A 24,809-nucleotide genomic window follows, 5' to 3' on the forward strand; every position below is an offset into this window, starting at 1 on the left:
TACGCATGCCCATCTCTCCAACGCATCGCCTGCCCACATCGTCATCCACCGCACCCGTGGTCAACACGCGCATGGCGTTGGCGGTGGCCACCACGATCTTCTTCATGTGGGGCTTCCTGACCTGCCTCAACGACATCCTGATTCCGCACCTGAAGGCGGTGTTCGAACTGAACTACGCCAAGGCGATGCTGGTGCAGTTCACCTTCTTCGGCACCTACTTCCTGATGTCGCTGCCGGCCGGCCGGCTGGTGGCGCACCTGGGCTACAAGAAGGGCATCGTGGCCGGCCTGGCCATCGCCGCCGTAGGCGCGCTGGGCTTCTGGCCGGCCGCCGAACTGCGCGTGTATGAAGCCTTCCTTGGCGCGCTGTTCGTGCTGGCCACCGGCATCACCGTGCTGCAGGTCGCCGCCAATCCGTACGTGGCGCTGCTGGGCCCGGAGCAGACCGCTTCGAGCCGCCTGACCCTGGCGCAGGCGTTGAACTCGCTGGGCACGGCGATCGCACCGATCTTCGGTGGCCTGCTGATCCTCGGCAACACGGTCAAGAGTGCTGACCAGCTGGCGGCGTTGCCCGCTGCCGAACAGGTCGCCTACCGCGTGCAGGAAGCGCAGTCCGTGCAGGGCCCGTACGTGGGCCTGGCGATCGCGCTGGCGCTGCTGGCGGTGTTTGTGTACCTGTTCCGCCTGCCGGCGCTGACCGAAACCACCGAACAGGCCGACAGCGGCCGGCATACGCTGCTCGACGCGCTGCGCCACAAGCATGTGCTGTTCGGCGTGCTGGCGATCTTCTTCTACGTGGGTGCCGAGGTGTCGATCGGCAGCTTCCTGGTCAACTACCTGTCGATGCCCAACATCGGTGGCTTCACCGAGCAGCAGGCAACCCATTACGTCTCGGCGTACTGGACGCTGGCGATGATCGGCCGCTTTGCCGGTTCGGCGATCATGACCCGGTTCTCGCCGCGCCTGCTGCTGACGATGTTCGCAATCGCCAACGTGGTGCTGCTGGGCCTGACCATGCTCGGTTCCGGCCAGGTGTCGCTGTATTCGGTGGTGGCGGTGGGCCTGTTCAACTCGATCATGTTCCCGACCATCTTCGCGCTCAGCATCGAGCGCCTCGGCCCGCTGACCAACAAGGCGTCGAGCCTGCTGATCATGGCCATCGTCGGCGGCGCCGTGGTGCCGTACCTGCAGGGCGTGCTGGCCGACCATATCGGGCTGCAGCCGTCCTTCATCCTGCCGCTGGTCTGCTACGGCTACATCATTTTCTACGGCCTCTCGGGTTCGCGCCCGAGCGCCGGTTTCAGCCAGGGGGGCTGAGCGCGTCATGACCAAGATTGTTTGTTTCGGCGAAATTTTGATCGATCTACTTGCGCAGCCGCCGGCCACGCCGGACACGCCGCGCGCGTTCCTGCAGTACGCCGGCGGTGCCCCGGCCAACGTCGCCGTGGCCGCCGCGCGGCTGGGGGCGGACACCCATTTCGCCGGCATGCTCGGCCAGGACATGTTCGGCGACTTCCTTGCCGAGAGCCTGGCCAGTGCCGGGGTCGCCACCGACTGCATCGTGCGCACCGACGCGGCCAAGACCGCGCTGGCGTTCGTGGCGCTGGACGCGCACGGCGAGCGCAGTTTCAGCTTCTACCGGCCGCCGGCCGCGGACCTGCTGTTCCGCGCCGAGCACTTCAGCCCGGCGTGTTTCGACGGCACCCGCAGCTTCCACGTGTGCTCCAACAGCCTGACCGAGGCGGCCATCGCCCAGGCCACGCTCGACGGCATGCAGCGCGCCCGCGCCGCCGGCGCCATGGTCAGCCTGGACCTCAACCTGCGCCCGGCGCTGTGGCCAGCTGATGTCGACCCGACCGCTCAGCTGTGGGAAGCACTGGTGCTGGCCGACCTGGTCAAGCTCTCGCGCGAAGAACTTGAATACCTGGCCGCGCCGCTGGGCGCCGACGGCAATACCGTGGTCATCCAGCGCCTGCTGGCGGCCCATGCGCAGGCCGTGGTGGTCACCGATGGCGCCGCCCCGATGCGTTGGCACACCCGCCACGGCAATGGCGTGGTCACCGGCTTCCAGGTGCCTACCGTGGACACCACCGCCGCAGGCGATGCGTTCGTGGGCGGGCTGCTGTTCGCGCTCGGTGAGCGCGGTGCCGATGGCGATGCATTCGTCGACTTCTGCCGCGACGCGGCAGGGCTGCAGGACGCCATTCGTTTCGGCGCTGCCGTCGGCGCGCTGGCCGTGACCCGCAAGGGCGCGTTCGCCGCGATGCCGAGCTTGGCCGATGTCCAGACACTGCTGCAGCAACAACAGGAAACCGCCGCATGACCACCGCCATTCCCGCCCAGCCTGATTTCCGTTCGCCGGAATTCCTGCGCGCGCACATCGCGCAGAGCATGGCGTTCTACCAGCCGCACGAGATCGACCCCAACGGCGGCTTCTTCCATTACTACCTGGACGATGGCACGGTCTACGACGCCGGCCACCGCCACCTGGTGAGCAGCACCCGCTTCGTGTTCAACCACGCCATGGCCTACCGTGAATTCGGCAAGCCGGACGACCTCAAAGCGGTCGAGCACGGCATCCGCTTCCTTCGCGAAGTGCACCGCAACCCGGCCACCGGCGGCTACGCGTGGACCCTGCGCGACGGCGTGGTCGAAGATGCCACCAACCACTGCTACGGCGTGGCCTTCGTGCTGCTGGCCTATAGCTGCGCGCTGAAGGCCGGCATCGGCGAAGCACGCGCGTGGATGGATGAAACCTGGGCGCTGCTGGAAGCGCGCTTCTGGGAACCGGAATTCGGCCTGTACAAGGACGAAGCGGACGCCGACTGGAACTTCAGCGATTACCGCGGCCAGAACGCCAACATGCACATGTGCGAAGCGATGCTGGCCGCGTTCGAGGCCAGTGGCGAAGCCCGCTACCGCGACCGCGCGCTGCTGCTGGCCGACCACATGACCCGCCGCCAGGCCGCGCAGGGCGAGGGGCTGGTGTGGGAGCACTACGACCCGCAGTGGCAGATCGATTGGAACTACAACCTCGACAACCCCAAGCACCTGTTCCGCCCGTGGGGATTCCAGCCCGGCCACCAGACCGAGTGGGCAAAGCTGCTGCTGATCCTGGACCGCCATGTGCAGGCCGACTGGCTGGTACCGACCGCGCGCCACCTGTTCGATACCGCCGTGGCACGCAGCTGGGACGAGGAACGTGGCGGCCTGTACTACGGCTTCGCGCCGGATGGCACGGTGTGCGACGACGACAAGTACTTCTGGGTGCAGGCCGAATCGCTGGCCACCGCCGCGCTGCTGGCCGCGCGTACCGGTGACCCGGTCTACTGGGACTGGTACGACAAGCTCTGGGCGTACGCCTGGCAGCACATGATCGACCACCAGTACGGCGCGTGGTACCGCATCCTGGATGCGGATAACCGCAAGTACAGCAACGAAAAGAGCCCGGCCGGCAAGACCGACTACCACACCATGGGCGCGTGCTACGAAGTACTCAACGTGGTGCGTTGAGTTGACCTTACAGTGAGGTGATGCATGAAGCGTTGGGCGTGGAGCGTAGGTCTGGTTCTGTTGCTTGCGCTTCATGCGCTCCCCGCGGGCGCAGCGCAGCTGCGGGCGCAGTGGTCGTTCCGGCTGCTGCCGGGCAACGCGCAGCTCAAGGCGCATCCCGAGGCGGGCCAGTGGCGGCCCGCGTCGGTGCCGGGGTCGGTGCATACCGACCTGCTGGCGCACAGACTCATTCCGGACCCGTATGCCGGCGCGCCCGAAGCCGGGCTGCAGTGGATCGGATTGGCCGACTGGGAATACCAGGCGCGCTTCGACGTGGACGCCGCCACCCTGGCCGACGCGCATGCCGAACTGGCCTTTGAAGGCCTGGATACGTTCGCGGACGTGAGCCTCAACGGTCGGGCGCTGCTGCGCGCCGACAACAGCCACCGCACCTGGCGGGCGCGGGTGGACGGACAGCTGCGGGCCAGCGGCAACGTGCTGCGCATCGTATTCCGTTCGCCGATCACCACGCTGCTGCCCGGCGTGCAGGCGATGCCGCACAAGATCGCCGGCAATTACCCCTCGCCGTATGGCGATGAACCGCGCGATGCGATGGTGGGCAACTTCGTGCGCAAGCCCGGGTACCACTTCGGCTGGGACTGGGGCCCGCGTTATGTGACGGCCGGGATCTGGCGCCCGGTGCAGCTGGAAAGCTGGAACGCGCAGCGGATCACCGACGTTGCCGTGCAGACGCTGGCGCTGGATGCGCGCCGCGCCGATCTGAAGGTCGAGGTGGACGTGGACAGCGCCGCAGCCGGCAGCGTGCCGCTCAGCATCTCCGTGATCGATCCGGACGGGCGCGTGGCCGCCACGGTGGAACAGACGGCGGCGCTGCAAGCGGGCCAACAGGTGATATCGGTGCCGGTTACGCTGGACCACCCGCGCCGCTGGTGGCCGGTTGGCCATGGCGAGCAGGCGCGCTACACCGTGCGCGTGGTTGCCGCGGCGGGTACCCCGGATGAAATGGGGTACGCCATGCGCACCGGGCTGCGCACCGTGGAGCTGCGGCGCGAGAATGACGCCAAGGGCGGGCAGGGCTTCGCCTTCGTCATCAACGGCGTGCCGATCTTCGCCAAGGGCGCCAACGTGATTCCGTTCGACATGTTCCCGGCCCGGGTCGATCCGGCGCGGATCCGCCGCGAGCTGACCGCCGCGCGCGACGCCAACATGAACATGCTGCGCAACTGGGGCGGTGGCTACTACGAGGACCACGCGTTCTACGACATCGCCGATGAGCTGGGCCTACTGGTCTGGCAGGACTTCATGTTCGGTGGCGGCATGCAGCCTGGGTACGATCCGGCGTTCCGCGCCAACGTGGTGGCCGAAGCGCGCGACAACGTGCGCCGGCTGCGGGAGCACCCCAGCGTGGTGCTGTGGTGTGGCAACAACGAAGAAGAAACCGCGTGGAAGGACTGGGGCCACGGCCGCGACCTGAAGGCGGCCGATCCGGCGTTTGCCGAACGCGTCTGGCAGGGCTATGTGGACCTGTTCGGCAACGACCTGCGCAAGGTGGTGGCCGAGGAAGGGCTGGGCGTGCCGTACTGGTCCAGCTCGCCGAGCAACGACCTGGACACGGTGGCCAACGACTCCACCCGCGGCGACAAGCATTACTGGCAGGTGTGGGGCAACCCGGCGCTGCCGGTGCAGGCCTACCTGCGTGAGACGCCGCGTTTCATGTCCGAATACGGCCTGCAGGCGTGGCCGGTGCTGCGCACGCTGGAGGGCATCATCCCGGCAGGCGAGCTGCGCGTGGACAGCGATACCGTGCGCGCGCACCAGAAGTTCATGGCCGGCGAGGGCAACCAGCGCCTGCTGCAGTACGTGGAGCGCGAGTTCGGCACGCCGCGCGATTTCCCCGACTTCGTCTACCTGAGCCAGGTGATGCAGGCAGAAGGCATCGCGCTGGCCGCGCTGCACCACCGCGCGTCGCGGCCGTACACGATGGGTTCGCTGTACTGGCAGCTCAATGACGTGTGGCCGGGCGCGTCCTGGTCCAGTATCGATTACGCCGGGCGTTGGAAGGCGCTGCATTTCCATGCGAAGCGGTTCTTTGCGGACCATGCGGTGGCGGCATTGCGTGACGAAGGCGTCACCCGGGTCAGCATGCTCAATGACCTGCAGCAGCCGCTGAAGGCGCAGTGGCGGTTGCGGGTGATGGATGTTGATGGGCGCCAGGTTTCGCAACAGCAACACGCGATCACTGTGCCCGCGCTGTCGGCATTGGAAGTCGGTCGCTTCGCTGATGCCGAGCTACTCGGCAATGCCGACCCCGCGCGTACCGTCGCGGTGGTGGAACTGCTGGAGGGCAAGCGTGTGCTGTCGCGCCAGGTGGTCTACTTCGCGGCGGCCAAGGACATGCAGCTGCCGAAGGTGCAGATCGACAGACGATGGACGCAGGACGGCGATGACATCGTGCTGGAGCTGCGCGCGCCGCAGCTGGCACGCGGGGTATGGGTCGAATTCGACGGGATGGACGCCACCCTGGACGACAACGCCATCGACCTGCTGCCCGGCGAACCGGTGCGGATCAAGGTGAAGGCAGATGCCGAACTCGAAATGCTGCGCAAGGCGCTGCGGATCCGCTCCGTAGCGGACGCGATGGCCACTCGGTAATGATTGCCGGTGCGGCCATCAACGGCCGCACGGCTTACAGCGTGATCTGCTGGAAATTTTCCACGCGGTCATGGCCGTGCGTGGCTTCGCCGGTGCGCGGCAGCGGGTAATCGTCCAGGCGGTCCAGCAGGCGGGTCTGCAGGCCCGCTTCACGGGCCGCATCCAGCTCTTCCACCACGTCCGACAGGAACACGATCTGCCCGGCCGGCACGCCGATGGCCTTGACGATGTTGCGGTAGCTTTCCGCCTCGCGCTTGCCGCCGATCTCGGTATCGAACCAGCCCGACACCAGCCCGGTCAGGTCACCGGCTTCGCTGAAGCCGAAGAACTGCTTCTGCGCCGGCACCGAGCCGGACGAGTACACGTACAACGGCTTGCCTTCCGCATGCCACGCGCTAAGCACAGCTGCTACCTCCGGATAGAAGTGCGCCTTGTACTCGCCGTTACGGTAGCCGTCTTCCCAGATCATTCCCTGCAGCGCCTTCAGCGCCGTGTGCTTGCGGTCCTGGTCGATCCAGCCCTGCAGCGTTTCCACGATCAGGCTGTCCTGGCAGGCACCGCCGATCTCCACCGCCACCACATCCAGCCAGCGACGCACCTCCGGCTGCTGGCCATGCGCGGCGACGAACGCCGGCAGCGCCTTGCGCGCATACGGAAACAGCACGTTCTTCACGAACGAAATGCTGCTGGTGGTGCCCTCGATGTCGGTGAGGATGACGGTGGGGTGGGGCATGGATCAGGACGCCTTGGTCGGAATGTAGCGGGGGAATTTCTGTGCGATGTCGGTGCCGGTGAAGTGCCCGACCCAGCCATCCGGCTCGGTGAAGAAGCGGATCGCCACGAAGCTGGGCTCATCGCCCATGTCGAACCAGTGCGTGGTGCCATCCGGCACCGCGATCAGGTCGTTCTTCACACACTCGATCTCGTAGACCTTGTCGTCCACGTGCAGCGTGAACAGCCCCGACCCGGCCACGAAGAAGCGGACCTCATCTTCCTTGTGGAAGTGCTCGTCCAGGAACTTCTTGCGCAGTTCGGCGCGGTTGGGGTTGTCCGGCGCGATCGAGGCCACGTCCACGCTCTTGAAGCCGTGCTGGGCCACCAGCCGGTCGATGTCGCTGCGGTAGGCGGCGAACACCTCGTCCTGGCTCGCACCCGGCGCCACCTCATGGGCCGCCTGCCAGCGTTCGAAGGTCACCCCGATCTTCTCCAGCTCGGTGGCAATCAGCGCGCCGTCCTGGGTATCCAGCAGCGGGGCATCGGGAACATCGTGATCGTAAATGCGCAGTCGGCTCATGGCGGCAGCTTGAACGGCGAGGGGGACCTGAAAGAGTATCAGCGGCCGGCCCTGAATGGGGGCGCGACCTGATGACGTTGCGGCATGTAGCTCAGGGCCCGCGCAGCTTGCGCAGCTCCAGCTCGCAATGCAGCAGGAACTCGAACGCCTCCAAGTGCCGGCGCGCCTCGGCCATGTCCCGGCCCCACGCGTACAGGCCATGCCCGTCGATCAGGTAGCCCCACATGCAGCCTTCATCCAGCTTGGCCTCGACCTTGGCGGCCAGCTCGTCCATGTCCTGGGTATTGGCAAACACCGGCACGTCCACCGCCGTCTCATGGGTGCTGTTGCCATGGAAGGCCTTCAGCAGCTCATACCCCTCCAACCGGATATGCCCATTGGCCGCATACAGCCGCGACGCAATGGTCTGCACCGGCGAATGGGTATGCAGCACGCAGCCAATCTCCGGGAACCGGCGATACAGCTGCGTATGCAGCAGCGTCTCGGCGGACGGACGCAGCGGCCGGCCCACGGCCTTGCCGTCGAAGTCCACCACCATGATGTCGTCCTCGATCAGGCGGCCTTTGTCCTTGCCGGACACCGTGATCGCCGCATGCCGGTCATCCAGCCGGTGCGAGAAATTGCTGCTGGTCGCCGGCGTCCACCCGGCCTGGGCCAGTTCGCGGATGTTGTCGATCAGCACCTGGGCCAGTTCGCTGAGCCGGGCCGTGTCATAGGGGGTGTCGTTCATGGCGGGCATTTTAACGGCGTAGCGCGTTAAAAGCAGGTTCCCGAGGTGGGCCGGGTGACGACCAACGGTCGTCACCTACCGGTTTGCGGTGTTTTTTGCCTTCGGCACCGTCACCTGTGGCGCGTCAAAGGGTGGGGCGGGTTGGGTTTGCGGGGGTGTGAGCCGCATGGATGCGGCGACCAAGCCCCCAAGGATGGGTTTACGGCGTCCCCCGCAAACCCAACCCGACCCGCCCAAACCGACGGTAACGGCAGAGCCGACGCTGTTGCCGTTCAGCCGCGCAGGCGGCTGTGCTTGAAGCTGTAACCGAAGTAGATGGCGAATCCGATCACCGTCCAGATGCCCATCAGCATCCAGTTGTGCATCGTCATCGCCGACAGCAGCGCCAGGCAGCTCAGCACGCCCAGGCTGCAGATCAGCCAGGCCGCCGGAATGCGGAACGGGCGCGGCAGGTCCGGTTGCGTGCGGCGCAGGATCAGCACGCCCGCGCAGACCGCCGCGAACGCGATCAGCGTGCCCATCGACGTCAGCTCGCCCAGCACGTCCAGCGGGAACAGCGCCGCCAGCAGCGCAATGCCGATACCCGTGATCACCGTATTGATGTGCGGCGTGCGGTACTTCGGGTGGATCGTCGTGAACACCTTCGGCAGCAGACCATCGTTGGCCATGATCATGAAGATGCGGGGTTGCGCGATCACCATTACCAGCACCACCGACGACAGCCCGATCAACGCGCCGATCTCCACCACCACCCGCAGCCAGCCCAGCGTCGGGTGCGCCGCCACCGCCGTCACCACCGGCTCGTCCGTGCCCAGCAGCGTGTACGGCACCAGCCCCGTCATCACCGCCGCCATCGCGATGTACAGGATCGTGCAGATCACCAGCGACAGCAGCATCCCGATCGGCATGTCCCGCTGCGGCCGGTGCGATTCCTGCGCCGCCACCGACACCGCCTCGAAGCCGATGTAGGCGAAGAAGACCATCGCCGCACCGCGCAGCACCCCCTCGAACCCGAACTTGCCCGGGCCCTCGTTGGCCGGGATGAACGGCGTCCAGTTGGCCGGGTCCACATACTTCCAGCCGACCACGATCACCAGGATGATCAGGCCCGTCTTCAGTACCACCATCGCCATGTTCATTGCCGACGACTTGCTGATGCCCACGTAGCACAGCCACGTCAGCAGCAGCACCAGGATCGCCGCCGGCAGGTTCGCGATCGCCCCGGTGGGGCGCAGCTGCCCATCCAGCGGCGCGCTGACCAGCGCCGATGGCAGGTAGATGTCGAAATGACTGAGCAGGCTCAGGAAGTAGCCGGTCCAGCTGACCGCCACCGCCGACGCCGACACCCCGTATTCCAGCACCAGCATCCAGCCGATGAACCACGCCGCCAGCTCCCCGAAGGTCGCATAGGTATAGGTATAGGCGCTGCCCGAAACCGGCACCATCGACGCGAATTCCGCATACGCCAACGCGCAGAACGCACAGCAGATCGCCGCCAGCACGAAGCTCAGCATGATCGCCGGCCCCGCATGGTTGGCCGCCGCCTGCCCGGTGATGACGAAAATGCCGCCGCCGATCACCGCGCCGATACCCAGCGCGGTCAGGCCCCAGGGGCCCAGGGTGCGCTTCAGGCTCAGCCCGTTGGCGTCTTCATGGGCGGCGTGCGGGTGCTTGGTGGCCCACAGTTGCTTCAGCATGGGATCACGACACCTTGTTGAGCTTGCTGTGGCGGATGCCGTAGCCGAAATAGATCAGCAGGCCCAGTACCGTCCAGCCCACGAACAGGTGCCAATGCACCACGAACGCCTGCCAGAACAGGAACAGGCACGACAGCGCGCCCACCGGGCAGATCACCCACACCAGCGGCACCCGGAACGGACGGGTCAGTTCCGGGCGCGTGTAGCGCAGCACCAGCACGCCGATGCAGACCGTGGCAAAGGCCAGCAGGGTGCCCATCGAGACCAGCTCGCCCAGCACGTTCAGCGGCATCAGGCCGGCCAGCGCAGCCGCCAGCACGCCCACCACGATCGTGGCCCAGTACGGGGTGCGGAAGCGCGGGTGGACCTTGCCGAACAGCTTGGGAATCAGGCCATCGCGCGAGATCGTGTAGGCGATGCGGGTCTGGCCCATCATCATCACCAGCACCACCGAGGACAGGCCGGCGATGGCGCCGATCTCCACGGCGGTCTTCAGCCAGGACAGGCTGGCGTACGGTTCCAGCGCGGTGGCCACCGGCTTGTCGGTGCCCAGCAGGTTGTACGGCATCATGCCGGTGAGTATCGCGCACACGATGATGTACACGATGGTGCACACCGCCAGCGAGCCGAGCAGGCCGATCGGCATGTTGCGCTGCGGGTCCTTGGTTTCACCGGCCGCGGTGGAAACCGCATCGAAGCCGATGTAGGCGAAGAACACGATGGTGGCCGCGCGGAACACGCCGCTCCAGCCGAACTCGCCCGACACGCCGGTGTTCTCCGGGATGAAGGGGGTCCAGTTGGCGACATCGATGTGGTGCGCGCCAAAGCCGATGAACAGGCAGATTACGGTGACCTTGATGGCCACGATGATCGCGTTGACGAACGCCGACTGGGTCACGCCCACGTACAGCAGGCCCGACACCGCCGCCACGATCAGCACCGCCGGCAGGTTGAACAGCTTGCCGGAGGAGATGAACTCCTGCCCGGTCCAGCTGATCGGCGCCGCGCTGAGCGCGTCCGGGAACGGCATGTGCAGCGTGGTGGTGATGAAGCTGATGAGGTACGCCGACCAGCCCACTGCGACCGAGGCCGAGGCGAACAGGTATTCCAGCACCAGGCACCAGCCGATGAACCAGGCCATGCCTTCGCCCAGGGTGGCGTAGGAGTAGGAGTAGGCGCTGCCCGAGACCGGCATCATCGCCGCGAACTCGGCGTAGCACAGGCCCGCCAGGGCGCAGGCGAAGCCGGCGATCACGAACGACAGCATGACGGCCGGGCCGGCGTGGTTGGCGGCCGCCTGGCCGGTCAGCACGAAGATACCCGCGCCGATCACGGCGCCGATACCCAGCATGATGAGATGTTTCGCCGTGAGGGTCCTTTTCAGCGAGGCTTCGCCGTCCAGGCTGCCTTCAATCGGTTCGCCGGCATCGACGTGCCCGGCCGGCTCGACCGGTTTGACCCTCAACAGAGACTTCAGCATGCAGTGCTTCCCAGGTGGACGTTGGTGCGGGGCAGGCCCCGCGAAATAAAAAGGTAAGTGGGCGATACGTTGCCGCGCACTTGATTGGTGACCGGCCGCCCCAAAGGAACGGCCCGCTGTACCTTAGCCAAAGCTGAAGCCTGCGCACAAGCGCAAATGCAGCATGCCGGGCGATAATCTGCCAAATCCGCCTGATTGCCCGGTTGCCATGTCGTCAAACCCTGAATCCGTTGTAGCACTTGACGCCGCCCTGCGCGGCCAACTGGCCGATTACGCCCGCCGGCACCCCGAACACGCCGCCTTGGCTGACGAATTCAGCACATTGCTGGACGACCCGGAAAACCCTTTCCTGCGTGACCGGCTGGCCGGCCATTTCACCGGCAGCGCCTGGCTGGTCAGCGCCGATGGGGCGCGGGTGCTGCTGACCCACCACCGGAAGTTGAACCGCTGGCTGCAGCTGGGCGGGCATGCCGATGGCGTGCGCGACCTGGCCAAGGTGGCGCTGACCGAGGCGGAGGAGGAATCCGGCCTGGCCGGGCTGGTGCTGGAGGACGGGGCGGTGCTGTTCGATATCGACAAGCACTGGATTCCGGAACGGCATGACGTGCCCGGCCATTGGCACTACGACGCCCGCTACGTGGTGCGGGCGGTGGGCAGCGAAGCCTTCGCGATCAGCGAGGAATCGCTGGCGCTGGCATGGCGTGAGGTCACCGACGTGGCCAATGCCGCGATCGAGACGCCGGACGGCGACGATTCGTTGCCGCGAATGGCCAAGCGCTGGCTCGCACGTTGACCCGGTAGGGTCGCATCCCGATCGACCGCCGACCGTGTTCGAACGTCCGGTTGTTGCATGACCGTTGGCGGAAAAAACGCGTTTCGTTCGGAGGTCATGCCTTCGTCGCGCCGATCACCGTTATCGGCGGTCGATAGGGATGCGACCCTACCAATGACTCGCCGAACGTGATCGACCAGGACGCAGTGCGCCGGTAGGGTCGCATCCCGATCGACCACCGGCCGTGTTTCCACGTTCGGTAGGGCATGACCATTTGGCGAAGAAGCGCGTTCCGCCCAGAGGTCATGCCGCCATCGCGCCGATCACCATTATCGGCAGCGGATGCTCCTCCGCATCCTGCGGCCGCACCACTTGTGCATCCATGCACGTCGTCGATTGGGATGCGACTCTACCCGTGGGCCGGCTACTGCCTCAATACAGAACGCGCGTGCGCAGCGTGCCCGGAATCGCGGCCAGCTCTTCGCGCACGGCCGCGGCCTGGGCTTCGCTGGCGGTGATATCGATCACCACGTAGCCCACCTTCGAGTCGGTGCGCAGGAACTGGCCGTCGATGTTGACGTTGTGGCGCGAGAAGATCTCGTTGACCTTGGACAGCACGCCCGGCACGTTCTGGTGGATGTGCAGCAGGCGCAGGCTGTCGGCATGCTCGGGCAGGGTCACTTCCGGGAAATTGACCGCCGACAGCGTGCTGCCGTTGTCGCTGTAACGCACCAGCTTGGCCGCCACTTCCACGCCGATGTTGTCCTGCGCTTCCAGGGTGCTGCCGCCCACGTGCGGGGTGAGGATGACGTTGTCGTGCGCGGTGAGCGGCGACACGAAGGCATCGCCATTGCCCTTGGGCTCCACCGGGAACACGTCCAGTGCCGCGCCGCCGATATGGCCCGAACGCAGTGCTGCATCCAGCGCATCGATGTCGACCACGGTGCCGCGTGCGGCATTGATCAGGTGTGCGCCCGGGCGCATGCGCGCCAGTTGTGGCGCGCTGATCAACCACTGGGTGGCCGGGGTTTCGGGCACGTGCACGGTGACGATATCGGCGCGGGCGAGCAGGTCGTCCAGGTCGATGGCGGCGCGGGCATTGCCCAGCGACAGCTTGGTTTCGATGTCGTGGAAGATCACCTGCATGCCCATGGCCTCGGCCATCACGCCGACCTGGGTGCCGATATGGCCGTAACCGATGATGCCCAGGGTCTTGCCGCGCACTTCGTGGCTGCCGGCGGCCGACTTGGACCAGCCGCCGCGATGGCATTCGGCATTCTTCTGCGGAATGCCGCGGGTGAGCATGATCGCTTCGGCAATGACCAGTTCGGCCACGCTGCGGGTATTGGAGTAGGGCGCGTTGAACACCGGAATGCCGGCCAGCTCGGCCGCTTCCAGGTCCACCTGGTTCGTGCCGATGCAGAAGCAGCCCACCGCCATCAGGCGCTTGGCGTGGGCCAATACCTCGGCGCTAAGCTGGGTGCGCGAGCGGATGCCCACGATGTGCGCTTCGGCGATGCGCGCCTTGAGTTCGTCTTCGGGCAGGGCCTTGCTGTGCAGTTCGATCTGCGAATAGCCGGCCGCACTGAACACGTCGATGGCCGTCTGGCTCACCCCCTCCAGCAACAGCACGCGGATATCCTGCTTCGGGAATGAGGTCTTCTTCGGCGACATGGGCAAGCGGCAGCATGTTGGGCGGGAGCTGCCCACTATGCCAGATCGGGGCAGGGATGGTGCGGTGCGCCATGGGGTGGTTTGACGGTTTCAGATGCGACCAATCGGGGGTGGGGCGCACGACCAACGGTCGTGCACTACCAGCGGTCGCGTGGCCAACGAGCGTGCGATACCCTTTGGGATTGTCCGCCTTCCTTGTTGCCATGACCGATCCGCGCCTTGAATTGCTGTTGCAGGACTGCCCCGGGCTGCGGCTCACCACCGAGCCGGCCGAGCTGGAGCATTACGGACGCGACTGGACCCGGCGCTGGACGCCGGCCCCGCTGGCCATCGCGCTGCCGGGCAGCGTGGAACAGGTGCAGGCCATCCTGCGCTGGGCCAGTGCCCAGGGCGTAGCGGTGGTGCCTTCCGGTGGCCGTACCGGCCTGAGCGGCGGCGCGGTCGCGGCCAATGGCGAGCTGGTGCTCAGCCTGGAGCGGATGAACAAGCCGCTGGCCTTCGATGCGGTCGACCGCACGCTGACCGTGCAGGCCGGCATGGCGCTGGAGGCGGTACACAACGCGGCGCTTGAACACGGCCTGATCTACCCGGTCGACTTCGCCGCACGCGGCTCCTGCTCGATTGGCGGCAACATCGCCACCAATGCCGGCGGCATCCGGGTGATCCGCTACGGCAACACCCGCGAGTGGATTGCCGGCCTGAAGGTGGTCACCGCCAACGGCGAACTGCTCGAGCTGAACAAGGGGCTGATCAAGAACTCCAGCGGCTACGATTTCCGCCAGCTGCTCATCGCCTCCGAGGGCACCCTGGGCGTGATCGTGGAAGCCACGCTCAAGCTCACCGATCCGCCGCCGGCCAGCAACGTGATGCTGCTGGCGCTGCCGTCGTTCGAGGTGCTGATGCAGGTGTTTGCCGCCTTCCGCGAGCGCATGCAGCTGCAGGCCTTCGAATTCTTCACCGACCGGGCGCTGGAACACGTGCTGGCGCATGGCGCGCAGGCGCCGTTCGCCGAGGTGCATCCGTTCTATGTGGTCACCGAGTTCGCCGCCGGCGATGAGGTGCAGGAGGCTGCGGCGATGGCCGCGTTCGAGGCCTGCATGGAGCAGGGCTGGGTGAGCGATGGCGTGGTCAGCCAGAGCGATGCGCAGGCCGCCCAGCTGTGGCGCCTGCGCGAAGGCATCACCGAGGCGGTGGCGCGCTACAAGCCCTACAAGAACGATGTGTCGGTGCGCATTTCGGCCATGCCGGCGTTCATGGCGCGCACCCAGGCGCTGATCGGCGAGGCCTACCCGCACTTCGATGTGGTCTGGTTCGGGCATATCGGCGACGGCAACCTGCACATCAACGTGCTCAAGCCCGATGCCACCGATGATGCGCAGTTCCTGCAGCAGTGCGAGCACGTGACCAAGCTGCTGGCGCAGGTGCTGAAGGACTTCGATGGCAGCATTTCGGCCGAACATGGCATCGGCCTGGTCAAGAAGGGCTACCTGGACAGCACCCGGGGCGAGGCGGAAATCGCGCTGATGAAGGCGGTCAAACGTGCGTTTGATCCCCAAGGGTTGCTGAATCCGGGCAAGGTATTTGACCTGTAGCAGGCGACAGAATTTCACGCAGCCGATACGCTCTGCGCTTTCCTGTCTTGAATGACCCGAACATGATGCGATCGATCCTGCTCCTTGCCGTGCTCGCCCTGCCGCTGTCGGCCTTCGCCTCCAGCTTCGCTGGTTCCTCGGCCGGTTCCGCTTCCGGCGCGTCTTCGGCCGGCTCGTCCAGTTCGGACGACGACAAGGTGGTGGTCGACGCCCGCGAAGACGCGGCGGCGTTCGTGGCCACCGACGGTGCCATCCGTGGCGCCCGCCTCGAAGCGGCCCTGCTGCACCTGCGCGAAACCGGCGCCGCCCAGCGCGACGCCAGCGACATGCAGCTGGCCCAGGCCCTGCTGGCCCGCTGATGCAACTGCGCCGCCGGGCCCTGCGCCGATGCGCGGCGGTCCTGGCGGCGTTGCTGGCCGTCCCGACCGCCCAGGCCGGCCTGCAGCTTCAGCTGCAGGCGGACGGGCTTGATCCTGGCCAACGCGCGAACGCCGAGCAGGTGCTGCAGCAGGCACCTGCGCTGCTGCCCGCGGCATGGCAGGCGCGCTTCGCCGCCCCAGTGACCATTTCCTGGTCGGACCGGCTACCCGATTCTGTGCATGGCCGTGCGCGCAGGAACGCGATCACCCTGCGGCGCACCCTGCTGGATGAGGTGCAGCCCGGCCAGCCGCTGCCGCGCGCGGTGCAGGCGGCGCTGATCCATGAATTGACCCACGTGCTGGACCGCGCCGTTGATGGCCGCTGGTCCAACACCGCCCGCTGGCGTGACCTGGCCGGCTGGCAGCAGCACCCGTGGCGATGGGGACGCGGCGACAACGCGTTCACCGAACGCAGTCCCGACCCGTACGAGCGCCACAGCCCGGCCGAATACCTGGCGGTGAATGCCGAGCATTACCTGCTCGATGCCGATTTCGCGTGCCGCCGCCCGGCGCTGGCGGCGTGGTTCGCAGACCACATTGGCCCCGGGCCGCAGGCCGCATGCGACCCGCGCGTTGCGCTGGTGCAGGCCGGCGATGTCACCGGCGAAGCCTCGCTGCTGGAGCTGGATCCGCAGCGGGTGTATGCAGTCGATTACCTGTTGGCCGAGGGCAACGACCAGCTGATGAGCCGCTGGGGCCACAGCATGCTGCGGCTGGTGATCTGCGCGCCGGGGCGCCCGCGCGGCCCGGATTGCCGGTTGGATCTGGCCCAGCACCGGGTGCTGTCGTTCCGCGCGTTCGTCGGCGATGTGCAGATTTCCAGCTGGCGCGGGCTGACCGGCGCGTATCCGTCGCGGCTGTTCGTGCTGCCGCTCAACCAGGTGATCAACGAGTACACCCAGCTGGAGCTGCGCGGGTTGCAGTCGGTGCCGCTGGCGCTTGATGAAAGCGACATCGCCAGCCTGCTGGAACGGGTGGGCCAGGTGCATTGGAGCTATGACGGGCGCTACCGCTTTGTCAGCAACAACTGCGCGGTGGAAACCGGCAAGCTGCTGCAGGAAGGCGTGCCGCGCTGGGCCGACCCTGGCCTGAACCGCCTCAGCCCCGGTGGCCTGCTGCGTCGACTCGAGCGGCAGGGCCGTGCCGATGGCGCGGTGCTGGACGACCGCCGCGAGGCGATGCGGTTGGGTTACTACTTCCCGTCGGCGCAGGCGCATTACCAGCAGTTGTTCGATGTGGCGCGTGCGGAACTGGCATTGCCGACGGAGAAAGTGACCGCGTGGTTGGAATTGCCGGCGGCGCAGCGTGCGCAATGGGCGGACCGTGGCGGATTGCGTGCGACCTCCGCGTTGTTGTTGCTGGAGCAGGCGGCGCGGTACCGGGAAGAGCTGCGCGCGCGCGATGGGCTGAAGCGGGCGCTGGGGGGTGCGGATGCAGGCGGCGATGAAGCGCACGCGGCGTTGCTCGCGCTGCTGGACGATGCCGGGCAGCTGGTGAATCCAGCCGGGTTGGTGGGCGGTGACGGGTATGGCTTGCCGACCATGGAGGAACCCACCATTGCGGCCGAGGCTGCAAACCAGATCAGTGCACGCGGGGTGCCGGCATGGACGGCGTTGCAGGCGCAGATGCGTGCGCGGTTGCCGGCGGCGCAGCAGCAGGAGCTGGCCACGATCGATGACACGCTGGCCCGATTGGGAAGCCGCATGCGTCAATTGGCGCGCGAGCGGGCGTATTTCACCGCCGGTCACGCGGGCAGGGCTACGATCCCCGGTTGAACCAGAACATCGGCAAGGAGTCGAACATGCGCGCATCTCCCCTCATTCTCAGCCTGGCCATCGCCACCGGCCTGGCCGCGTGCCAGCCGGCGCAGCAGGCCGACAGCGCGACCTCCGGCCCCGTCGCGGCCGGCAACGAAACCCCGCCGCCAGCGGCCGCACCGACCTCGGATGAACGCGTATATGCCTTCCAGTGCGGCGACCTGCCGGTGCAGGCGACCTATCGCGGCCAGGATTCGGCCACGGTGGTGGTCGGCGGGCGCACCTTCGTGATGGCCTCGGACACCGCCGCCTCGGGCGCGAAGTTCAGCGACGGGCAGGGCAACGGGTTCTGGACCAAGGGCACCACCGAAGGCACGCTGACCCTGAAGGGCGAGCCGGACCGCAGCTGCACCGGATCGGGCAAGGAAGGCGAGATTGCTGCCGCCGCCGCGAGTGCGGCAGCGCCGCCCGAGTTCCGTGCCACCGGCAACGAGCCGGGCTGGCTGGCCCAGGTCAGCGCCGGCGAAAACCCGGTGCTGCGCGTGGAGACCGGTTACGGCGAGCATAAATTTGAAGTGGTCGCGCCGACCCAGGGCAAGGATGGCTGGTCGGGCAAGGCCGCCGATGGCACCGACATCAAGGTCAGCTTCCAGCGCACGGTCTGCCATGACGACATGAGCGGGCAGGCATTCGGCGCCACCGTGATGCTCACGGTGGGCGCGCGCCAGTACCACGGCTGTGGTGATTTCGCCGGGGCGCCGGCGCTTTCCGAGCGCCCCTGACGACGTAACGATTCGGGTAGAGCCACGCCCTGCGTGGCTGCGGTTTCCGTCCGACATCGCAGCCACGCAGGGCGTGGCTCTACGGTTCAGCGGACCGGGTCAGTGCCCGGTCGCCGAATCGGTGCAGGTTTTCAGTCCGCGCGGCCGGCGAATTCGCCGGTCGCGGTGTTGACCAGCACGCGCTCGCCGTTGGAGATGTACTCCGGCACCATGATTTCAATGCCGGTGCTGAGCTTGGCCGGCTTCGGGCGCTTGGTGGCGGTGCCGCCCTTCAGTTCCGGCGGGGTCTCCACCACTTCCAGTACCACGCTGCTCGGCAGCTGCACGGCCACCGGCTGGTCATCGATGACCTGCACGTAGATGCCGGTCAGGCCGTCGGTGATGTAACCGGCGTCGTCGCCGATGACATCGGCATCGAGGGTGTACGGGGTGTAGTCCTCGTCATCCATGAACACGAACGCATCGCCGTCCTTGTACGAATAGGTGGACTGGCGGCGCAGCAGTTCGACTTCCGGCAGGTTGTCGTCGGCGTCGAAGCTGGCGTCCAGCTTGTTGCCACCCGGCACGCTGTACATGATGAAACGGAAGCGGACGTTGCCGCCGCGACCCTGCGGCGAGCTGCGCTCGATGTCGCGGATCTGGTAAACGCCGCCGTTGTATTCGACGACGTTGCCTTTCTTGATGTCGTTGGCTTTCATGTAATGAAGGTCGGTTCGTGGGAGGTAATGGTGCTTGCTTACTTGGGTGCCAGGCGCACCGCACCGTCAAGGCGGATGGTCTCGCCGTTGAGGTAGGTGTTGGTCAGGATGTGGCCGACCAGGCCGGCGAAATCTTCCGGCTTGCCCAGCCGCGGCGGGAACGGGATGGAGGCGGCCAGCGATTCCTGCACGGCCGGCGGCATGCCATCGACCATCGGGGTCCAGAAGATGCCCGGGGCGATGGTCATCACGCGGATGCCGAAGCGCGACAGCTCGCGCGCCATCGGCAGGGTCATGCCGACCACGCCACCCTTCGAGGCGGCATAGGCGGCCTGGCCGATCTGGCCTTCATAGGCGGCCACGCTGGCGGTGTTGATGATCACGCCGCGCTCGCCATCGTCGCCGGCGGTGTTGTGCTGCATGCGGTTGGCCGCGGCCTTGGCCACGTTGAAGCTGCCCACCAGGTTGACCATGACGGTGTTCTGGAAGGTGGCCAGCGGCATCGGCGCCTCTTTGCCGAGCACGCGACCGGCGCCGAGGATGCCGGCGCAGCTGACCACGGCGTTCAGGCCGCCCAGGAACGCGTGCGCGGCGTCGATCTGCGCGGCCACGGCGGCTTCGTCGCTGACATTGGTGCTGAAGTAGCGGGCGTTGGCGGCGCCCAACTCGGCCACGGCGACGGCGCCCTTGTCGTCATTGAGGTCGAACAGGGCCACCTTGGCGCCGTGGGCGACCAGGTGCTGGGCCACCGAGAGGCCGAGGCCGGAAACACCGCCGGTAACGACGGCGCGGACGGAAGACAGCTGCATTGCACGATCCCGCAGGTTCAAGAGCCGCCGATTCTAGCGGATGCCGGCCCGTTCGCCGTTGTGCAGCGCAGGCGGGCGCTCAGCGGCGCGGCGGCAGGCGGCGGGCGAATTCGTCCGGGGACAGTCCGGGCGCGAACAGGAAGCCCTGGCCGACGGTCACCCCCATGTCGTGCAGGAACCGGCGCTGCTCCTCCGACTCGATGCCTTCGGCGACCAGGCCCAGCCCCAAGCTGCGGGCGATGCCGCACACGGCCTCGCACACGGCCACGTCCGAGCGGTTGCCGGGCACGCCTTCGACGAACATCTGGCTGAGCTTGAGCCCGTGGATGGGCAGGCGGCGCAGGTAGTTGAGCGCGCTGTAGCCTTCGCCGAAGTCGTCGATGGTCAGCAGCACCCCCATCTCGCGCAGGCGGGCGAAGGTCTGCAAGGTGTCGGGCGCGTCCTCGATCAGCACCCGCTCGGTGAATTCCAGCTCCAGCGCGCTGCCGGGCAGGCTGTACTGGTCCAGCGCCTGGCGCACGTTGCGGGCCAGGTCCTCGCCGACGAACTGGCGGTAGGACACGTTCACCGCCACCCGCACGATGCCCAGCCCGTCGTCCTGCCACTGGCGCACCTGGCGGCAGGCCTCGTTGAGCACCCACAGCCCGATCCGCACGATGTCGCCGGTGCTTTCGGCGTGGCCGATGAAGATGTCCGGGCGAAGTTCCCCCAGCTGCGAGTTGCGCCAGCGGATCAGCGCTTCGGCCGCCACCAGCTGGCCGGTATGCAGGTTCACCTGTGGCTGGTAGACCAGGTGGAATTCGTCATCGTCCAGCGCGCGGTGCAGGCGGCTTTCGATCTGCAGGCGGTCGTGCTGGCGCTGCGCCAGCTCCGGCGAAAACACCTGCCAGCCGTTGCGGGTGCGCCGCTTGCAATCGTACATGGCGATGTCCGCGTTCTGGATCAGCTGCTGCGGGCGCAGCCCGTCCTGCGGCGCTCGGGCGATGCCGATGCTGGTGGTGACCGAGAACTCGTCGCTGCCGAACCGGAACGGGGTGGAGAAGGCGCGGGTGATCGCCTCGGCCAGGCGCTCGGGCTGGTCGGGCTGGTCGCGGGTATCGCAGACCACCAGGAACTCGTCGCCGCCAAACCGCGCCACCAGCCCTTCGGTGCCGATCGCGGTGGAAATGCGGCGCGTTGCATCGATCAGCAGTTCATCACCGGCGTTGTGGCCGAGCAGGTCGTTGACGGTCTTGAAGCGGTCCAGGTCGATGTACAGCACGCCCACCTTGCAGTGGGTGGGGCTGCCCATGCGGGTGGCCAGGTCGGTGAGCACCGCATCGCGGTTCATGATGCCGGTGAGCGGGTCGGTACGGGCCTGGATGCGCAGGGTTTCCTCGGCGTGCTTGCGCGAGGTGATGTCCTGCACGGTGCCGGCGATGCGCGCGGCGTTGACGTCGCCGGCCTCGGTCTCGCCGATCATGCGCACCCAGAACGAATGCCCATCGCCGCGCTGGCCCTGCAGTTCCAGTTCGAACGGCACCTGGCGGTCGATCACGTCCAGCAGCGCCTGCTGCAGCTGCGAGCGGTCGTCCAGGCGCAGGCAGTCCATCAGGTGTGCCATGTCCTGCAGCGGCAGCTCCTGGCCGAGGATGCGCGCGGCTTCATCGGTGAGGTACAGGCGCTGCAGGCCGCGGTCCCACTCCCAGCCGCCGATGTGCGCCAGCGACTGCGCGCGGTCGAACAGGGTGTTGTTGCGCTTGAGTTCGGTGATGTCGCTGAACAGCCCGAACACGTGGTCGGGGCAGTCGCGTCCATTGCCGTACATCGGCACGTTGGTGGTGGAAATCCAGATCATGCGCCCACGTGGGCGGTGGTACAGGCCGACGATGGTGCTGCGGACGATGCGCCCGCGCAGCAGCGCTTCCGCTGCCGGCCATTGGTCGCGGGTGAGTGGATGGCCGTGTTCGTCCACACTGATCCAGTCGTCCGGGCTCAGCATGGCGGCCAGGCTGCCGCCATTGCCCTGCGTGCCCAGGATGCGGTGCGCGGCCGGGTTCGCCGAGATCACATGCAGGTCGCGGTCGAACAGGATCACGCCCTTGTCGATCGATTCCATCAGCAGCCGGTAGCGCGATTCGGCCTGCCAGCGGCTGCTCAGGTCGCGCGCCACCGCCACGATGCAGTGCTCGCCCTGGTGCTCGAAGCCGGCCGAATGCACTTCCACCGGGAAGCGGCTGCCGTCACCGCGCATGTTGGTGACTTCGATGACGTAGGTTTCGCCCCGGCGCAGCGCTTCCCAGACCGGATCGAGGTGATCGTTGGGCAGGTCCGGATTGAGCAGCTCGATCGGCTGGCCGATGATGTCTTCGCGGGCACGGCCATACGCGCGTATGCCGGCCTTGTTGAGGTCCAGCACCACGCCGGATTCGCTGAGGATGCTGACCGGATCGGGTACCGCATCGAACAGTGCCGCGTATCGGCGCAGCGCCAGCTGGCGCTCGTCCATGGCTTCCTGGAGGGCCTGCTGCACATCGCGCAGCAGGGCGTGCAGGTCGTCGCCGGGCGGTTGCGCCAGCGCCTGTTCCAGGGCCGCCAACGCGTCGACGTGCCCGGTGAGGTGATCACCGACCGCAGCATCCGTGCGCGGGCGGCGTCGGCTCATGTCGCGGCCAGGGCCCTGCCGGCCTTGCTTCCGGTGTCGCGGCCGAGCCGCGCGGCCAGCCAGCGGCCGGTGGCGGCCAGCGCCGGCAGGTCGATGCCGGTGCGCATGCCGATGCCATGCAGCAGGTACACCACGTCTTCGCTGGCCACGTTGCCGCTGGCGCCCTTGGCATACGGACAACCGCCAGCGCCGGACACGGCCGAATCGACGACGCGCACGCCTTCGTCCAGGCACGCATCGATGTTGGCCAGCGCCTGGCCGTAGGTATCGTGGAAATGCACGGCCAGGGCGGGCATCGGCACTTCGCTGGCCACCGCGCGCAGCATGGCGCGGGCCTTGCGAGGCGTGCCCACGCCGATGGTGTCGCCCAGCGAGATTTCGTAACAGCCCATCTCGTGCAGCGCGCGTGCGACGCGCACCACCTCGCTGACGGTGACCTCGCCCTGGTAGGGGCAGCCGAGCACCGTGGACACATAGCCACGCACTTTCACCCCGTCGACGCGGGCGCGCTCGAGGATCGGTGCGAAGCGGGCCAGCGATTCATCGATGCCGGCGTTGGTGTTGGTGCGGTTGAACGTTTCCGAGGCGGCAGTGAACACCGCCACTTCCTCCACGCCCACCGCGCGGGCACGGTCGTAGCCCTGTTCGTTGGGTACCAGCACCGGGTAAGCGATACCCGGGCGGCGTTCGATGCCGGCATAGACCTCGGCGGCATCGGCCAGCTGCGGTACCCAGCGCGGGCTGACGAAACTGGTGGCTTCGATGGTGCGCAGGCCGGTCAGCGAGAGCTGGCGGATCAGCTCGATCTTGTCGGCGGTGGCCACCGGCTGGGCTTCGTTCTGCAGTCCGTCGCGCGGACCGACTTCGACGATGCGTACGAAATCATCCATGCCGATGCTCCCCATGGAAGGGAAGACGCACAGCCTGCAGTGGACGGGTGGGGGATGGGGTCACGAAAGTTCCTGGCGAAGTGGAGCGACCCAGGTTTCCCTGTGGGCCATGAAAGGGGGATACGCGGGATGGGCGGCAAAGCGGCCAGCGCGGGTCAGGCGGGGCGGTGGCAGACCGCTTCGACATTGTTGCCATCCGGATCCAGCACGAACGCCCCGTAGTAGTCGGGGTGGTAGTGCTCACGGATGCCGGGTAAGCCATTGTCGCGGCCGCCAGCGGCCAGCGCGGCGCGATGGAACGCCTCCACCTCGTCGCGGCTGCCGGCGCTGAAGGCCACGTGCACGCCGCCGTGGGCGCCGGGCGTGCTGCTGATCCAGAAATCCGGCTTGCCGGTGCGGCCGAACCCGGCGTGGGCGTCCGCACCGGTCTGTTCAGCGCTGACTTCCATCACCACGCGGATGCCGAGCGGGGCCAGCGCCTGCTGGTAGAACGCCAGGCTGCGCGCGAAATCGCTGCAGCGGATACCGATATGGTCGAGCATGGGGACCTCCCTCAGTCCTGGGTAACCCAATGGGGAGCGCGCTTGTCCAGGAAAGCGCCGAGGCCCTCCTGGCCTTCCTCGGAAACCCGCAGGCGGGCGATCAGGGCGGCATTGTCGCGGTCGGTTGCGTCGCGGTCGCGTCCGATCGTCACCCGGCGCACCAGTTCCTTGGCCGAGGACGAAGCGATCGGGCCGGCCTTGTCGAGCAGGCCCAGCTGGCGCTGGACCGCCTCATCAATCCGTTCAGGTTCGATCAGCTGGTGCACCAGGCCGATGCGCAGGGCGGTGTCGGCGTCGAAATGCTCGCCGGTGGCGAACCAGCGCCGCGCCTGGCGCGGGCCGATCGCATCGATCACATAGGGGGAGATCACGGCCGGCAGCAGGCCCAGCCGGCTTTCGGTCAGGCCGAAACGGGCGGTGGTGCTGGCAATGGCGATGTCGCAGCAGGCCACCAGGCCCACGCCGCCGCCGAACGCCGCCCCGTGCACCCGGGCGATGGTGGGCTTGGGCAGTTCATCCAGCGTGCGCATCAGCCGGGCCAGCGCCAGCGAATCCTGGCGGTTGTCTTCCTCGCTGGCGGCGGCCATGCCGCGCATCCACTGCATGTCGGCACCGGCCGAGAACGAGGCGCCGGTGGCGGCCAGCACCACCGCGCGGACCTGCTCGTCGCGGCCGGCCGCTTCCAGCGCGGCGGTGAGCTGGGCGATCAGCCCGGCGTCGAAGGCGTTGTGCAGGGTAGGGCGGTTCAGCCACAAGGTCAGCACGGCCGCGCTGCGTTCAATTCGTAAAGCGTCACTCATCGGGGGCCTGCGCCTGCTCCATACATGTATGGATCATAGCGGCCCATGGGCCCCGGGCCATGACG

Annotated in this window: 21 protein-coding genes; 9 read left to right on the forward strand and 12 right to left on the reverse strand. The window is 67.2% G+C overall.

Annotated elements, in window-relative coordinates:
- Positions 1-5: 5 nt before the first annotated feature.
- Genes fucP through NMB40_RS06830 form a run of 4 tightly spaced genes read left to right on the forward strand, consistent with a single transcriptional unit; the run spans position 6 to position 6,164 of the window.
- Positions 6-1,316 (forward strand): L-fucose:H+ symporter permease, encoded by a 1,311-nt coding sequence (gene fucP, locus NMB40_RS06815; protein WP_448142555.1) that lies wholly within the window; start codon positions 6-8, stop codon positions 1,314-1,316.
- A gap of 7 nt (positions 1,317-1,323) precedes the next feature.
- A complete protein-coding gene (locus NMB40_RS06820; protein WP_494360543.1) occupies positions 1,324-2,322 on the forward strand; it encodes a carbohydrate kinase family protein in 999 nt (332 codons plus the stop codon).
- Complete coding sequence (locus tag NMB40_RS06825; RefSeq protein WP_494360544.1) at positions 2,319-3,512, forward strand: AGE family epimerase/isomerase; 1,194 nt, start codon at positions 2,319-2,321, stop codon at positions 3,510-3,512. The genes NMB40_RS06820 and NMB40_RS06825 overlap by 4 nt, the downstream gene beginning before the upstream one ends.
- Positions 3,513-3,536: 24 nt before the next feature.
- The gene (locus tag NMB40_RS06830; protein WP_494360545.1) at positions 3,537-6,164 is read left to right on the forward strand and encodes a beta-mannosidase; all 2,628 of its coding nucleotides are present in this window, start codon (positions 3,537-3,539) and stop codon (positions 6,162-6,164) included.
- Between the two features lie 34 nt (positions 6,165-6,198).
- Here the strand turns inward: NMB40_RS06830 and mtnC are convergent, their stop codons facing one another.
- The 5 genes from mtnC to NMB40_RS06855 form a co-directional block, all read right to left on the reverse strand.
- Positions 6,199-6,897, reverse strand: coding sequence for an acireductone synthase (gene mtnC / locus NMB40_RS06835; RefSeq protein WP_494360546.1), 699 nt, complete (start codon positions 6,895-6,897; stop codon positions 6,199-6,201).
- 3 nt (positions 6,898-6,900) lie between these two features.
- Positions 6,901-7,458 carry a 1,2-dihydroxy-3-keto-5-methylthiopentene dioxygenase gene (locus NMB40_RS06840; protein WP_494360547.1) on the reverse strand — a complete coding sequence of 186 codons (558 nt, stop codon included), beginning with the start codon at positions 7,456-7,458 and terminating at the stop codon, positions 6,901-6,903.
- Positions 7,459-7,549: 91 nt separating this feature from the next.
- On the reverse strand, positions 7,550-8,188 hold the full coding sequence (locus NMB40_RS06845) for a methylthioribulose 1-phosphate dehydratase (protein WP_494360548.1): 639 nt from the start codon (positions 8,186-8,188) through the stop codon (positions 7,550-7,552).
- Between the two features lie 272 nt (positions 8,189-8,460).
- The gene (locus NMB40_RS06850; RefSeq protein WP_494360549.1) at positions 8,461-9,885 is read right to left on the reverse strand and encodes an amino acid permease; all 1,425 of its coding nucleotides are present in this window, start codon (positions 9,883-9,885) and stop codon (positions 8,461-8,463) included.
- 4 nt (positions 9,886-9,889) lie between these two features.
- Positions 9,890-11,365, reverse strand: a complete 1,476-nt coding sequence (locus NMB40_RS06855; RefSeq protein WP_494360550.1) for an amino acid permease — start codon at positions 11,363-11,365, stop codon at positions 9,890-9,892.
- Between the two features lie 208 nt (positions 11,366-11,573).
- On the opposite strand from NMB40_RS06855, the gene NMB40_RS06860 reads away from it, so the two are divergent.
- Entirely contained in the window at positions 11,574-12,158 is a 585-nt protein-coding gene (locus NMB40_RS06860; protein WP_193069370.1) for an NUDIX hydrolase, read from the forward strand.
- Positions 12,159-12,569: 411 nt separating this feature from the next.
- Here NMB40_RS06860 and serA read toward each other — a convergent pair whose 3' ends face one another.
- Entirely contained in the window at positions 12,570-13,811 is a 1,242-nt protein-coding gene (gene serA, locus NMB40_RS06865) for a phosphoglycerate dehydrogenase (RefSeq protein ID WP_494360551.1), read from the reverse strand.
- Positions 13,812-14,014: 203 nt separating this feature from the next.
- Between serA and NMB40_RS06870 the strand changes: the two genes are divergently transcribed.
- The 4 genes from NMB40_RS06870 to NMB40_RS06885 all read left to right on the forward strand — a co-directional run bounded on the left by NMB40_RS06870 (position 14,015) and on the right by NMB40_RS06885 (position 18,361).
- Positions 14,015-15,403 carry an FAD-binding oxidoreductase gene (locus tag NMB40_RS06870; RefSeq protein ID WP_494360552.1) on the forward strand — a complete coding sequence of 463 codons (1,389 nt, stop codon included), beginning with the start codon at positions 14,015-14,017 and terminating at the stop codon, positions 15,401-15,403.
- A 62-nt stretch (positions 15,404-15,465) separates the two neighbouring features.
- A complete protein-coding gene (locus tag NMB40_RS06875; protein WP_214905713.1) occupies positions 15,466-15,762 on the forward strand; it encodes a DUF2388 domain-containing protein in 297 nt (98 codons plus the stop codon).
- Positions 15,762-17,597, forward strand: a complete 1,836-nt coding sequence (locus NMB40_RS06880; RefSeq protein WP_494360553.1) for a DUF7844 domain-containing protein — start codon at positions 15,762-15,764, stop codon at positions 17,595-17,597. Before NMB40_RS06875 ends, NMB40_RS06880 begins: the two co-directional genes overlap by 1 nt.
- Positions 17,598-17,623: 26 nt before the next feature.
- Positions 17,624-18,361 (forward strand): MliC family protein, encoded by a 738-nt coding sequence (locus NMB40_RS06885; protein WP_494360554.1) that lies wholly within the window; start codon positions 17,624-17,626, stop codon positions 18,359-18,361.
- Between the two features lie 131 nt (positions 18,362-18,492).
- On the opposite strand, the gene yeiP is transcribed toward NMB40_RS06885, so the two are convergent.
- The 6 genes from yeiP to NMB40_RS06915 form a co-directional block, all read right to left on the reverse strand.
- Complete coding sequence (yeiP, locus tag NMB40_RS06890) at positions 18,493-19,059, reverse strand: elongation factor P-like protein YeiP (protein WP_282245578.1); 567 nt, start codon at positions 19,057-19,059, stop codon at positions 18,493-18,495.
- Positions 19,060-19,097: 38 nt separating this feature from the next.
- Positions 19,098-19,868: an SDR family NAD(P)-dependent oxidoreductase gene (locus NMB40_RS06895; protein ID WP_494360555.1), complete on the reverse strand. Its 771-nt coding sequence runs from the start codon at positions 19,866-19,868 to the stop codon at positions 19,098-19,100.
- A 79-nt stretch (positions 19,869-19,947) separates the two neighbouring features.
- Positions 19,948-22,512, reverse strand: coding sequence for a sensor domain-containing protein (locus NMB40_RS06900; protein ID WP_494360556.1), 2,565 nt, complete (start codon positions 22,510-22,512; stop codon positions 19,948-19,950).
- The gene (locus NMB40_RS06905) at positions 22,509-23,402 is read right to left on the reverse strand and encodes a hydroxymethylglutaryl-CoA lyase (RefSeq protein ID WP_494360557.1); all 894 of its coding nucleotides are present in this window, start codon (positions 23,400-23,402) and stop codon (positions 22,509-22,511) included. Before NMB40_RS06905 ends, NMB40_RS06900 begins: the two co-directional genes overlap by 4 nt.
- A gap of 155 nt (positions 23,403-23,557) precedes the next feature.
- The gene (locus NMB40_RS06910; protein WP_494360558.1) at positions 23,558-23,944 is read right to left on the reverse strand and encodes a VOC family protein; all 387 of its coding nucleotides are present in this window, start codon (positions 23,942-23,944) and stop codon (positions 23,558-23,560) included.
- An 11-nt stretch (positions 23,945-23,955) separates the two neighbouring features.
- A complete protein-coding gene (locus tag NMB40_RS06915; protein ID WP_282245588.1) occupies positions 23,956-24,744 on the reverse strand; it encodes an enoyl-CoA hydratase-related protein in 789 nt (262 codons plus the stop codon).
- Positions 24,745-24,809: the final 65 nt, after the last annotated feature.

It is taken from the genome of Stenotrophomonas sp. FBCC-B152 (assembly GCF_059134105.1).